Below are 12,458 nucleotides of genomic sequence, written 5' to 3'. Positions count from 1 at the left end.
CTCGATGCCGTCGAGCGAGTCGTGGTCCTTCCAGTACAGGCCAAGCACGTTGATCTCGCCAGAACCAATGATGCGCAGGTCCTTGCCAGCGGTGGCGTTGTACTGGGCCTGGTAGTTGATGGTCTGGAACTTCGAAATCTCGATCTGACCTTCGGTCTGTGCTGGGTTGACCTGCGGGTACTCGGAGAAACGCACGATATCGAGCTCGATGCCGGCCTTCTGGGCTTCGTCCGCGAAGACACTCCAGGCCTTCTGGTCTGCGTCGGTGGTGCCGATCTTGACGGTCACAGCGTCGCCATCAGCACTGCTTGTCGACGACTCCGTTTCCGACGAGCACGCCACCAAAGAGGTTGCGGCGATGACAGAGGCTGCCGCCGCTGCGAGAAAACGCTTGGTACGCATGAACTACGCGCTCCTTATTACTTCTTGTGCTTACTTGTTCTGCAGAATTACTTCTTGTGCTTACTTGTTCTGCAGACGGTCAAGGATGTCGTTGAGTTCCTTCTGGTCGCGGTAGACCGGAACCGAGGTGCCCTTGGAGTCCTTGGCGGTAGCTTCAGCAACCTCCGGGGTCTGCCACAGCTCGACCAGCTTGTTCAGCGTTTCATCGGAAATGTCCTCGGAACGAGCAGCGAACACGTTGATGTACGGCTCTGCTTCCTTGGACTCCGGATCGTCCTCGAACACGGCCAGGCTCGGCTCGATGCCTGCGCGGTCCAGCCAGGTGTTGTTGATGATGGCCGGCTTGCCCTCGTTGTAGGCATTCGGCGTCTGGGATGCGTCGACCGGGGTGACGGTGACCTTGGACTCGTCCTTGTTGATCTCGGCCGGGGTCGGGGTCAGCGGGTCAGCGACGTTGTCGTTGAGGGTAAGCAGACCGGCCTGAACCAGCACGTTGATGGCGCGGCCCTGGTTGGACGGGTCGTTCGGGATAGCGACGGACTGGCCCTCGATGCCGTCGAGCGAGTCGTGGTCCTTCCAGAACAGTGCGAGCGGGACGATCTCGGTGGAGCCGACAACCTTGAGGTCGTTGCCGGAAGCAGCGTTGTACTCGGCGAGGTACTTAATGTGCTGGAACTTGTTCACGTCCAGCTCTCCCTGTGCGAGCGCCTCGTTGACCGGGGAGTAGTCGGAGAACTGCACGATGTCGAGCTCGATGCCGTTGTCAGCTGCGAGCTGCTTGAATACAGTCCAGGCCTCCTGGTCGGCCTCGGTGGTACCGATCTTGACGGTGACGTTCTCGCCGTTTGCGGCGGTGGTCTCGGTGGCGTCGTTGGACTCGTTGGAGCAAGCGACCAGGCCGGTGGTGGCGAGCGCTGCAGCAGCAACGGTTGCGAGGGTGCGCTTGATACGCATGATGTCTCCTTGTTTATTGGGAAAGTTTGACGGGTGAGAATCTAGCACCCTATGTACCGCTTAGTCTATTTTTTAGAACAAAGCAGTTTGCGCTTCTATGCCTGGGCCAATAAAAGCGCAGCTTGTCCGATGTTGTGCAACGCCGTTCGAAGGTGGTCTGACTCTGCGTTCGCATCCAACTTCATCGTGCAGTCCAGGTCGCGGCATACCCAAAGAAGGTGCCATGCAAGATCGTCCCAATCTGGTGCGCCGGTGACGAAAGTACATCCATTTTTGGTTACCTCTAGGTCGGTGCGATAGGGAGGGGGGATCCGTTCGGCCACCAGATCGGGTGAGCTTTCCAGCTCCACACGGATGACGCAGGGATAGCGTTTTGCGATATCGCTGCTGAAGTCCGGGGGTGGTGGAACCTTCGGGGTGAAACCCCAGCATGTTGTCTGTGCGTTGCTTATTCGGTCGAGGCGAAAAGTGCGCCAGTCGTCTCTGCTTTTGTCAAATGCTTGGAGGTACCAGAGCTCGCCTTGGGTCATGAGCCGGGCTGGTTCAACTTCCCTCGTGGATGATGTGCCGTTGGGCTTGCTGTAGGTGAAACGTACGAGCGTGTGGTCCCGCTGTGAAGTGGCGAGTTGGGTGAGTAGTTGTAGTTCGACGGTCGGGCGCTCATGGGGGAGCGCCGTAGTTGCGTTATCAACCGCTGATGCTAGGGCTCGCAGGTGGGGCGGCAAGATGTGATCAATTTTGGCCAAGGCACGAAGTGCGGCGGTTCCAGCGTTGTCGGTGCCGTTCAGGGCCATCATGCGCAGACTCGCGACGAGCGCGACGGCCTCGGTGTCGTCGAGGAGTAGGGGCGGTAAATGGCGACCAGTGCCCAATTGGTAGCCTCCCTCGATCCCGCTGCTGGAATTGACCGGGTAGCCCATATCGCGCAACCGCGCGATATCGCGGCGCACTGTGCGCTCTGTGACGCCGAGCTCAGAGGCGAGGGCGCTTGCTTGCCACGTGGTTCGCGCTTGCAATAGTCCCAAAAGCTGGAGCACGCGCTGCGTCGTATTTGCCATGCAGTCATTCTTCTCCATACTGCGGACAAAAGCTGTCCTCAACGGGGCTTAGGGTTCCGGTTGGAAAGTGATCAACAGGAAGAAATACCGATGTATTTTCCGCGCAAAGACAATGAGCTAGACACGCTTTGTAACTATCTTGACGTGCAGTTAGATGCGCTGCGGGCTAGCGCGTTTGGGCTTGACGACGATGCTGCGAGGCGCACTCCACTCCGCAGTGCGCTGAGCATTAGCGGACTGCTCAAACACGTCACGTTTGTCATGGTGAGGTCGCTTTTCGGTGCCGGTGTTGCCGGGTATGAACACTCACAGGCCGACTTTGCAGCCAGCTTTACGCCGACTGCCGAAGAGACGCTGGATCGCATCTTGGAACGCTTCGATAGCGTGCGAGCTGACTATATGGAGATGTGTCGCGGCGGTGACCTTGAGGCGGAACTGCCGGTGGGGCCGTTCCCGTGGTACGGCATGGATGAGCCGCAGGTAGCTAAGTTGCGCTACATCTATGTGCATGCGGTGGAGGAGTTCGCCCGCCATGCCGGGCATGCGGACATCATTCGGGAGCAGATTGACGGTGCGCAGGCTGCAGAGTTGCTTGCGGCGATCGAGGGGTGGGAACCGAACGAATACATCACCCCTTGGAGTAACTAGCACACAGTTTCGAACGGTGGTAGCGTTCCCGCTATGAGGTTCAACGGGGGAGCGCCACTGTCGTGGTCGCGGCTCGAACGCATCCTCTCCGGCCGCCCCGGCCCGGAGCCGGTGCCGGTCGGTCACACCGGCACGCCCGCAGGCGCCGCGTACGGCAAGGCGGAGCCAGCGCCCCCGCCGCAAAAACAATGCCTATCGACGATACCGTTCGCCGAGCTGCACACCGTCAGCTCGTATAGCTTCCTCGGCGGGGCGAGCGAACCGGAGGACTTGGTGGCCCGGGCCGTTGAGCTGGGACTGAGCGCGGTGGGGCTGCTGGACCGGGACGGATTCTACGGCGCGGTGAAGTTCGCGGAGGCGGCCGCCGCGGCCGGGCTGGACACCGTCTTCGGGGCGGAGCTGACGTTGGGTGACACCGTCCTGCCCGTGATCGCCCGCGGGCCGGAGGGGTACAAGCGACTCTCCCACCTGATGGCGGACGCGCACATGGCCACCCGGGAAAAGGACAAGGTGGCCTATCCGCCGCTGGAGCTCATCGGCGACCAGCTGGGCGGCACCTGCGTCGTGCTCGCCGGCTGGCAGTGGGTCGATGAAATCGACCACCTGGTCGAAACCTTTGGCCAGGACAATGTGGTGCGAGAATATGAAGTTTCGATGACTCCTGAAGACGCTGACCGGCACGCAATGCTCGATCGTTTTGATCACCTCCCCGCCATCGTCACCGCGATGCCGGCGGCAGCCACGCGTGAGCAGGCGAGGTTGGCTGCGGCGAAGCGTGCGCTGGCTCGCAGAGAAGCACTTGCACAAGCATACGGGGACTTGCATCCGATGGGGGCGAACTGGCTGCGCTCTGGCGAGCAGCTCGAACGCATGCTGCCGGGATGCAAACACATGCTGGATTACAGCGTTGAGTTGGCAAAGCAGTGCGCGTTCACGCTGAATCTTGTCGCGCCTGAACTGCCGCGCTACCCAACGCCAAGCGGGCGAGACGAGATGGATCATCTGCGGGATCTGACGTTGGCGAGCGCGCAGTTCCGGTACGCGACGCGGAGTGCGGATGTGCGCAACCAGGCGATGAAGCAGATCCGCTACGAACTGAGCGTGATTGAGGAGCTGAACTTTCCCGGCTACTTCCTGATCATTTACGACCTCGTGGATTTCTGCGCGAAGCAGAACATTTTGTGCCAAGGACGTGGTTCGGCGGCGAACTCGGCGGTGTGTTTCGCCCTCGGGATCACGAATGTCGAGCCGATCGAGGCAGGCCTCCTGTTCGAGCGTTTCCTCTCGCCTGACCGCGACGGCCCGCCGGATATTGACCTAGACATTGAGTCAGGCCGGCGAGAGGAGGTCATTCAGTACGTCTACGACACATATGGGCGCGACAATGCGGCGCAGGTAGCTAACGTGATTACGTACCGCACGAAAGGGGCGGTCCGTGATGCCGCGCGTGCGCTCGGATACGCACAGGGCGCTGCGGATAGTTGGTCGAAGGGGCTTTCAGATCCGCCCGAGGCTGTGGAGCAACTTGCAGCGCAGTTCAAGGGGCAGCCGCGTCATCTGGGCATTCACTCTGGTGGCATGGTGATTTGTGACCGTCCCATCGCCGACGTCGTCCCCGTCGAATGGGCGCGCATGGCAGATCGCTCGGTGGTGCAATGGGATAAAGATGACTGTGCCTCCGCTGGCCTGGTCAAGTTCGACCTGCTGGGGCTCGGCATGCTCGAAGCGCTGCACCACATGGTGGATCTCGTGGAGGAAACCACAGGCCGCAAGGTGCATTTGTGGGAGCTTTCGCTTGACGACGACGCCGTGTACGACATGCTTTGCCGCGCCGATTCCGTCGGCGTGTTCCAGGTTGAATCGCGCGCACAGATGGGCACGCTGCCTAGGTTGAAGCCGCGCAGGTTTTTCGACCTGGTCGTGCAGGTGGCCTTGATCCGCCCTGGTCCAATCCAGGGTGGTTCGGTGCATCCGTACCTGCGGCGGCGCGACGGGCTAGAGCCGGTCGTGTACGACCATCCGGTGCTCGAGCGATCCCTTGGCAAAACACTGGGGATCCCGCTGTTCCAAGAGCAACTCATGCAGATCTGCGTCGACGCGGCAGGGTTTTCTGGCCGTGAGGCGGATGCGCTTCGGCGCGCGATGGGATCGAAACGCTCGCCGGCGAAAATGGCGGCGTTGCGCGCGCGGTTCTTCGAAGGCTGCTGGACTACTAACCAGATCGGCGAAGAGGTAGCAGAGCGGCTGTGGCAGAAGATCGTGGCGTTCGCCGCATACGGGTTCCCGGAATCGCACTCCCAGTCGTTCGCCTCTTTGGTGTACTTCTCCGCCTGGTTTAAATGCCACTACCCGGCGCAGTTCTGCGTGGGATTGCTGCGGGCGCAACCGATGGGGTTCTACTCACCACAGTCGCTGGTACAGGACGCACGCCGGCACGGGGTAGAGGTACTGCCAGTGTCGGTCAACGCGTCGGGGCGCGAGGCGCGCTGCATTGATTCCTCAACGATCCGGATGGGGCTCGGGCTCGTCCGTGGCTTAGGTGCGGATGCCGCTGACCGGATCGAAGCAGCGGCACCGTTTACCGATATTGCGGACCTATCGCGCCGGGCTGACCTGAGCGTCGACCACGTCGAGGCGCTCGCGCGGGCGGGGGCGTTGGACTGCTTTGAGGTGTCTCGTCGACAAGCATTGTGGCAAGCGGGTATCGCTGCCACGGAACGCCACGGCATGCTGCCCGGATTATCGGCGATCTCGGCGCCGGCGCTGCCTGGCATGAACTCGTTCGAACTCATGGTGGCTGACATCGCAGCCACAGGGGTGACCCCGGAGCTCATGCCAGTAGAGATGGTGCGCGAATCGCTGGAGGAGCGAGGCGTTATTCCGGTTGCACAACTGCTGCATGGCGTGGAGGACGGCACTCGCGTGCGCATCGCCGGAGTGGTGACGCACCGCCAACATCCGGTCACTGCAGGTGGTGTGACATTTTTGGGAATGGAGGATGAAACCGGGCTGGTCAACGTGGTTATCTCAGTCGGGTTGTGGAAGAAGCAACGCGTCCTTGCCCGCACTGCGAAAGCGCTCGTCGTACGCGGGATTGTGCAAAATGCTTCCGGGGCAGTGTCCGTGGTGGCGGACCGGTTCGAACCGTTGGAGGTAGGGGAGCTGCTCTCCCGGGGATCGAGGGACTTCCGATGAATGCTTCGATGAGCCCTGTCATGAGCAAGGCCGTATCTGGGGCTGCTGGTAGCGTGATCGCCATGTCTGAAGCGCTCAGCGGAAGCCCTGAACATCACCCCGGACCAAACACTGCAGGTCCGAACACTGCAGTCCAGCCCACTACCGGCGTGCATAGCCCGGTGCAGCCTTTGCCGTCCTCGGTCGAGGAGATGCACAAAGTGTCGCCGAAGTTGATGTGGCCGATGCTGGTGTCGAATGCCCTGTGGACCATCGGCGTGTGCGGTGGCCTGTATTTGGCCTACCGCGAGTGGGGCTGGGGATTCCTGATCCCGCTGGGGATTTTCACGGTGATCTTCATCTGGCGCTTCTTCCTTATCCCGTACCAGGTCCGCAACATGGGCTGGCTGGAGACCGAGGTCGAACTGGTGCTGAGCACCGGCAAGATGTTCCACACGATCACGGTGATTCCGTACGGGCGCATTCAGTTCGTGGATGTGCAGTCGGGGCCGATCACACGTGCCCTGGGGCTGAAGGAGCTGACGGTGCATACGGCGTCGAATTCGTCCAACTCGGATCTGCCGGGACTGCTTGCGGCGGATGCGGATGCGTTGCGGGATCGCCTTGCGCTGAAGGCTCGTGAGCGGATGAGTGGGCTGTGACAAGCGGACGCGTATCGACGATTCCCGGCATGGAGGGCTACCGCCACGTCCATAGGCTCACGCCACTGTTGCGTGTGTGGACGTTCATGCTGGCTCTAGCGACACTCGCCCTGTTCAACTTCACCATGCCGATTTATCGGTGGATGCAGCGCGAAAACGTCGGCCCCACCGACATTGCATGGGCAGCCGCAGGCCTTGTGGCTGCGCTCGTGGTGATTTTCGCGGTGTCCCAGGTGTGGTGGCGTCGCAGCGGATTCAAGGTAGGCGACGAAGAAGTGGAGACCCGCCGCGGTGTGCTTACCAACCAAATCCGCACCGCGCGCTACGACCGTGTGCAGGCTGTTGACGTAGTCGAATCCTTTGCACCGCGACTGTTTGGGCTTGCCTCCGTGCGTATCGAGGCCGCAGGCAGTGCCAGTTCAGGTTTGGACATCACATACCTTCCGCGCGAGGAAGCAGAAGAGGTCCGCGCGCAGATCCTGGCCCGCATTGACGGGCCAGTAAAGCGTTCGCTTGAGAGCGCCGCCGCCGGGGCCGAATACGCACCGAACATGTTGGTGCCGCCGATCCCGATTCGCCGCTCGCTGATCGGCACCACATTGCAAATGTCGACCGTATTCACACTGGCGTGGTCGACGATTCCACTGTGGACGGATGTGACCGCCGCGGCGATCATCCCTGTTGTGGTGGGTTTCATGCCCCGCATTTGGCGCACGATCGACCAGTCGTGGCGCTTCAACGCGACGAAGGACGGGGAGGTGTTCCACTTGACGTATGGGTTGGCGAATCGTCGTCGGCAAGCAATGCCTCGCTCGCGTATCCACGCGGTGCAGTTGCGCCAGCCAATGTTCTGGCGCCCGTTCGGATGGTGGACGGTCTCTGTCGTGGCGGCGGGTTATGGCTCGGAACGTAACAAGCAAACCGGCACGTCGAAGATTCTGCCAGTGGGGACGTGGGAACAGGCGATGGCCGTGATCGATGCAGCCGGTCCGCTTACCGGCGCAGAACTGACCGATCTGGACAACGTAGATTTCCGCTCCCCGCGCAGCGCCCGGTGGATCTCGCCGTTCGACTGGAAACGTCAAACGGTCAAGGTCCGCGCCGACGCGGTCACGACAACGGCAGGGCGGATCGGCCGCTGGTACCAGATGGTGGACGTCCCACACATTCAGGAACTGACCTTCAACCAGGATCCGCTGCAGCGAAAACTTGGCCTGGCCAGCATTGACCTGGACCTGGTGCCCGGCGCCTTCAGCGTGACGTGTCGGGATTTGGAGGAGGACCAGGCGCGTGGGCTCGTCGATAAGCTGCGCGCCCGCGAGTTGCCGCCGCTGTCACAAAGCGCCGGGGAACCCGAGCTGGCGCCAGGCCTCGTAGATGGCGACTGACGCCGAGTTCGTCAGGTTCATACTGCGCCGCGACGGCAGCATCGGAATCCGCACCTGACGCGTAATCCGCGGGTGGGCGAGGTGCTCCTCCGGGATGCCGTTGGCCTCGTTGCCGAACAGCAACGCGTCGCCGTCCTGGTATTGCACCTCGTGGTAGTGGTGGTCGGTGTGCGCGGTGAACGCGAAAATGCGTGAGCCTTCCAACGCGTCGAAGCAGGCGTCGATGTTGGGGTGGATGACCACGTCTGCAAGATCGTGGTAGTCCAGGCCTGCGCGTTTGAGGTGTTTGTCGTCAAAATTGAAGCCGAGCGGCTCGACGAAATGCAGCTGCGCGCCGGTATTTGCCGCAAGGCGGATCGCCGCGCCAGCGTTGCCGCCAATGGCCGGATTGTCATAGATGATGTGGAGCACGCACAAGAGTCTAGGATTGGGGCCGTGACTGCGATCAAACTGGACGGAAAACTCTACCGCGAGGAGATTTTCGCGGACCTGCGCGAGCGCGTGGCGCGACTGAAGGAACAGGGGGTGACCCCGGGTCTGGCGACGGTGCTTGTCGGCGAAGATCCCGCTAGCCAGAACTACGTGCGTATGAAGCACAAGGACTGCGAAGAGCTCGGCATTGCCTCCATTCAGAAGCACCTGTCTGCGGAGACCACGCAAGAGGAGCTTGAGGCGGTTATCGACGAGCTCAACCGCGACGATTCCGTCACCGGCTACATCGTCCAGTTGCCGCTGCCGAAGCACCTGGATGAGAACCGGATCCTGGAGTTGATTGACCCGGACAAGGACGCCGACGGCCTCCACCCGGTGAACCTGGGCAAACTTGTCCTCAACGAGCCGGCGCCGCTGCCGTGCACCCCGAACGGCTCCATCAAGCTGCTCGAGCGCTTCGGCGTGGACCTCAACGGCGCGATCGTGTGCGTCATCGGCCGCGGCGTGACCGTGGGGCGCCCGATTTCCCTGATGCTGACCTCTCGCGATGTCAACGCCACCACCGTGCTGTGCCACACCGGCACCAAGGATCTCGCTGCGGAGACTCGCCGCGCGGACGTGATCATCGCTGCCGCTGGCAAGCCACACATGATCACCGCCGACATGATCAAGGAAGGCGCGGCGCTTCTCGACGTCGGCGTCTCCCGCGTCGACGGCAAAACCGTCGGCGACCTGCACCCCGACGTGTGGGAGAAGGCCGGTTGGGTCTCCCCGAACCCGGGCGGTGTCGGCCCGATGACGCGCACGTTCCTGGTGCGCAACATCGTCGAAAGCGCCGAGCGCCAAGCCGGCGTGAACCAGCAAGCAAACCAGGACGCGTAACAACGTGGGAAGCACCCGCATCCAGCTCCCTGGGACTTCGCTGCCACCGGGGTTGACGCTGGATAACCCTCACGACCGCGGCAACGCCCCGTCACGCCTGCCATTGTGGGCGCAGCGCGTCGGGGTTGCCCTGTTTGTTGTCGGGTTTGTCATTTCCGGCATCTTCGCCGCTACCGAGCACTGGCGTCGCGCCACGTTCACCCTTGGCGCGGCGCTGCTGTGGCTCACGCTGGTGCGCTTGACCTGCGACTCCAAGGTTATTGGTCTGGTCGCGGTGCGCTCCAAGCGTTTCGACGCCATGTTCACCACCGCCCTTGGCGCCACCATGATGTGGCTGTCCTGGTCGGTGGACGCGCTGGGGTCTTAACTCCTAGATCGCGTAGTCGCCGTAGCGTGACGCGATCTCGCGGGCGGGCGGGATTTCGTGGGTGAGTTTGATGAAGTTGCGCAGAATCCGGTCCATCTGACGTGCCTCCACGAGGAAGGCGTCGTGGCCGACGGGGGAGGACAACTTCGACATGGCTAGCAGGTTGCCCAAGTTTCGGGAGATGTGTTCCTGCTGGTGGTAGGGGTACAAAATGTCGGTGTCGACGCCGACGATCATCGTCGGCACGGTTGAGGATGCCAACGCCTTGTTCAGCCCGCCGCGGCCCCGGCCGATGTCGTGGCGGTTGAGGGCTTCGGTGAGGGTGACGTAGCAGGCGGCGTCGAAACGCTCGGTGAGTTTCTTGCCCTGGTGTTCCAGGTAGGACTGGACGGCGAAGCGCTGGTCGTCTTGGCGGAATGGCCCGAGTGGGTTTTCGCCGGTTTGGGCGGAGGTGCCGAAGCGCTCGTCGATTTCCAGCTCGCCACGGTAGGTCAGATGGGCGATGCGACGCGCGGCGGCGAGCCCGGCATCCGGCGACTGGCCGGTGCCGTGGTAGTCGCCACCCTGCCAGGCTGGGTCCTGGGTGATCGAGGTGATCTGCGCGGTTTGGATACCGATCTGCCAGGCGCTTGCTCGGGCAGACACGGCCAGCACCAGCGCGTAGTCGGCTTGCTCGGGGTAGAGCAGCGTCCACTCCAGAGTGCGCGCGCCGCCCATGGATCCACCGATGACCGCGTGGACGCGCCCAATGCCGAGACGGTCAAGGAAGGCGTGCTCGGCGTGCACCATGTCGCGGATCGTGATGGCGGGGAAGCGCGAGCCCCACACACCACCATCCGGGTGCTCGCTCGCGGGGCCGGTGGAGCCGTAACACGACCCGAGTGCGTTGGTGCAGATCACGCACCACTCGTCGGTGTCTAGCGCTTTGCCGGGGCCGATGGCTTCGGACCACCAGTCGGAGGCGTCACTGTCGCCGGTCAGGGCGTGTTCGACGAGGATGACGTTGTTGACGCCGTTGGGGTCGCCTTGCAGTGCGCCCCATCGTCGATAAGCAATGCGCGTATCCGCGATCACCTCGCCGGCCTCAGTGACAACATCGCCGATGGCGACCGTGGCGAGCTGCCCTTCAGGAGCCAGCATTTAGACCGCCGCGAAACCGCGCTCGAGGTCCGCGATAATGTCCTCGACATCCTCGATGCCGACAGACAAACGCACCGTGGCCTGCGTAATACCAGCGCGGGCAAGACCCGCAGCGTCCGACTGGGAGTGCGTTGTCGACGCCGGGTGCACCACCAGCGAGCGCACGTCGCCGATGTTGGCCAGGTTGGAGTGCAGCTTCAGCGCGTCGATGAACTTCCACGCGTTCGTCTTGTCATCCTGATCGCCCGCGATGTCGAACGACAGCACCGAACCGGTGTACTTCAGACCCAACTTGTCCTTCGTCGCCTTGTACGGCGAATCGTCCAGGCCTGCGTAGTTGACCTTGGCCACCTTGTCATGGCCCGCGAGGAACTCCGCCACCTTCAGCGCGTTTGCATTGTGCTTCTCGACGCGAAGCGCCAACGTATCAATACCCTGCAGCGCAACCCACGCGTTGAACGGCGAGATCGCCGCACCCGTGTCGCGCAGCAAACCGGCGCGGGCACGCAGCGCAAACGCCGGGGCGCCCAGGTCCGCGTACTTCAGACCGTGGTACGCCGGATCCGGGGTGGTGAACAGGGGGAAGACGTCCTTGCCGTCGCGCTGGACGGTCCAATCGAACTTGCCGCCGTCGATAATCGCACCACCAATCGCAGCGCCGTTACCGGTGTAGAACTTCGTCGTGGACACGACCACGATGTCCGCGCCCAACTCAATCGGCTTGACCAGGGCAGCAGTGGCCATCGTGTTATCGACGATCAACGGCACCTGGTTGTTATGCGCAACCTCTGCAAGCGCCGGGATGTCCAGCACGTCCGCGATCGGGTTGCCGAACGTCTCGCCGTAAAACGCCCGCGTGTTCGGCTGGACGGCAGCCTGCCAGCTTGCCGGGTCGTCCGGGTTTTCCACGAAGGTGAACTCAATGCCCAACTTCGGCAACGTGTGCTGGAACAGCGTCTCAGTGCCGCCGTAGAGGCGCGGGGAAGTAACAACGTGGTCGCCAGCCTGCGCCAGAGTAAGAATCGCAGCGGTCTCCGCAGCCATGCCGGAGGCGAACGCCGTGGCCGCCACGCCGCCCTCCAGCGAGGCGAGGCGGTCTTCGAGTGCCTGCTGCGTCGGGTTGGTCAGGCGAGTGTAAATCGGGCCTGCATCCGAAAGGTTGAAACGGTTCTCCGCGTGCTGTGCATCGTCGAACACGTAGCTGGTGGTCATGTAAATCGGCTGGTTACGAGCGCCGTAATCCTGGTCGACTTGCTGGCCCGCGTGGATCGAGCGCGTACCAAAGGACCATTCTTGTGCGTTGGAGTTGTCGTAGTTTCCCATGCGCTGCAATGTAGCCCGCTTGGTCTGT

At 62.3% G+C, this 12,458-nt stretch carries 12 protein-coding genes; 6 read left to right on the top strand and 6 right to left on the bottom strand.

From position 1 onward, the window contains the following. The 3 genes from HMPREF2690_RS08885 to HMPREF2690_RS08875 all read right to left on the bottom strand — a co-directional run. Window positions 1-402: MetQ/NlpA family ABC transporter substrate-binding protein (locus HMPREF2690_RS08885; RefSeq protein WP_246819536.1), on the bottom strand; the 402-nt coding region annotated here is incomplete at its 3' end. Window positions 403-462: 60 nt separating this feature from the next. Then, window positions 463-1,356: a MetQ/NlpA family ABC transporter substrate-binding protein gene (locus HMPREF2690_RS08880; RefSeq protein ID WP_070422801.1), complete on the bottom strand. Its 894-nt coding sequence runs from the start codon at window positions 1,354-1,356 to the stop codon at window positions 463-465. A gap of 95 nt (window positions 1,357-1,451) precedes the next feature. After that, window positions 1,452-2,414 carry a helix-turn-helix transcriptional regulator gene (locus HMPREF2690_RS08875; RefSeq protein ID WP_083320359.1) on the bottom strand — a complete coding sequence of 321 codons (963 nt, stop codon included), beginning with the start codon at window positions 2,412-2,414 and terminating at the stop codon, window positions 1,452-1,454. 90 nt (window positions 2,415-2,504) lie between these two features. Between HMPREF2690_RS08875 and HMPREF2690_RS08870 the strand changes: the two genes are divergently transcribed. Genes HMPREF2690_RS08870 through HMPREF2690_RS08855 form a run of 4 tightly spaced genes read left to right on the top strand, consistent with a single transcriptional unit; the run spans window position 2,505 to window position 8,286 of the window. Further along, window positions 2,505-3,062, top strand: a complete 558-nt coding sequence (locus tag HMPREF2690_RS08870) for a DinB family protein (protein WP_070820696.1) — start codon at window positions 2,505-2,507, stop codon at window positions 3,060-3,062. A gap of 33 nt (window positions 3,063-3,095) precedes the next feature. Continuing rightward, window positions 3,096-6,257, top strand: coding sequence for an error-prone DNA polymerase (locus HMPREF2690_RS08865; RefSeq protein WP_070820695.1), 3,162 nt, complete (start codon window positions 3,096-3,098; stop codon window positions 6,255-6,257). A 20-nt stretch (window positions 6,258-6,277) separates the two neighbouring features. Continuing rightward, window positions 6,278-6,898 carry a PH domain-containing protein gene (locus HMPREF2690_RS08860; protein ID WP_371326022.1) on the top strand — a complete coding sequence of 207 codons (621 nt, stop codon included), beginning with the start codon at window positions 6,278-6,280 and terminating at the stop codon, window positions 6,896-6,898. After that, window positions 6,895-8,286 carry a PH domain-containing protein gene (locus HMPREF2690_RS08855; protein ID WP_141761230.1) on the top strand — a complete coding sequence of 464 codons (1,392 nt, stop codon included), beginning with the start codon at window positions 6,895-6,897 and terminating at the stop codon, window positions 8,284-8,286. The genes HMPREF2690_RS08860 and HMPREF2690_RS08855 overlap by 4 nt, the downstream gene beginning before the upstream one ends. Here the strand turns inward: HMPREF2690_RS08855 and HMPREF2690_RS08850 are convergent. Then, window positions 8,233-8,703: a tRNA (cytidine(34)-2'-O)-methyltransferase gene (locus HMPREF2690_RS08850; RefSeq protein ID WP_070422805.1), complete on the bottom strand. Its 471-nt coding sequence runs from the start codon at window positions 8,701-8,703 to the stop codon at window positions 8,233-8,235. The two genes, HMPREF2690_RS08855 and HMPREF2690_RS08850, sit on opposite strands and share 54 nt — an antisense overlap. An 18-nt stretch (window positions 8,704-8,721) precedes the next feature. Between HMPREF2690_RS08850 and HMPREF2690_RS08845 the strand changes: the two genes are divergently transcribed. Further along, window positions 8,722-9,600 carry a bifunctional methylenetetrahydrofolate dehydrogenase/methenyltetrahydrofolate cyclohydrolase gene (locus tag HMPREF2690_RS08845; RefSeq protein WP_210401391.1) on the top strand — a complete coding sequence of 293 codons (879 nt, stop codon included), beginning with the start codon at window positions 8,722-8,724 and terminating at the stop codon, window positions 9,598-9,600. A gap of 4 nt (window positions 9,601-9,604) precedes the next feature. Beyond that, window positions 9,605-9,967, top strand: coding sequence for a DUF3017 domain-containing protein (locus HMPREF2690_RS08840; RefSeq protein ID WP_224213045.1), 363 nt, complete (start codon window positions 9,605-9,607; stop codon window positions 9,965-9,967). Between the two features lie 3 nt (window positions 9,968-9,970). On the opposite strand, the gene HMPREF2690_RS08835 is transcribed toward HMPREF2690_RS08840, so the two are convergent. Beyond that, window positions 9,971-11,107, bottom strand: a complete 1,137-nt coding sequence (locus HMPREF2690_RS08835) for a homoserine O-acetyltransferase MetX (protein WP_070422807.1) — start codon at window positions 11,105-11,107, stop codon at window positions 9,971-9,973. Next, entirely contained in the window at window positions 11,108-12,430 is a 1,323-nt protein-coding gene (locus HMPREF2690_RS08830) for an O-acetylhomoserine/O-acetylserine sulfhydrylase (protein ID WP_070820693.1), read from the bottom strand. Window positions 12,431-12,458 lie beyond the last annotated feature (28 nt).

Source organism: Corynebacterium sp. HMSC034E11, from assembly GCF_001835905.1.
GTDB classification, from domain to species: domain Bacteria; phylum Actinomycetota; class Actinomycetes; order Mycobacteriales; family Mycobacteriaceae; genus Corynebacterium; species Corynebacterium coyleae.
The sequence above is the reverse complement of the archived record's forward strand: the minus strand, read 5'-3'. Positions and strand labels throughout refer to the sequence as shown.

Coding starts and splice junctions, on each gene's coding strand:
- HMPREF2690_RS08860 (WP_371326022.1), top strand. CDS start 6,278: ATGAGCAAGGCCGTATCTGGGGCTGCTGGTAGCGTGATCGCCATGTCT.
- HMPREF2690_RS08880 (WP_070422801.1), bottom strand. CDS start 1,356: ATGCGTATCAAGCGCACCCTCGCAACCGTTGCTGCTGCAGCGCTCGCC.
- HMPREF2690_RS08865 (WP_070820695.1), top strand. CDS start 3,096: ATGAGGTTCAACGGGGGAGCGCCACTGTCGTGGTCGCGGCTCGAACGC.
- HMPREF2690_RS08875 (WP_083320359.1), bottom strand. CDS start 2,414: ATGGCAAATACGACGCAGCGCGTGCTCCAGCTTTTGGGACTATTGCAA.
- HMPREF2690_RS08835 (WP_070422807.1), bottom strand. CDS start 11,107: ATGCTGGCTCCTGAAGGGCAGCTCGCCACGGTCGCCATCGGCGATGTT.
- HMPREF2690_RS08830 (WP_070820693.1), bottom strand. CDS start 12,430: ATGGGAAACTACGACAACTCCAACGCACAAGAATGGTCCTTTGGTACG.
- HMPREF2690_RS08870 (WP_070820696.1), top strand. CDS start 2,505: ATGTATTTTCCGCGCAAAGACAATGAGCTAGACACGCTTTGTAACTAT.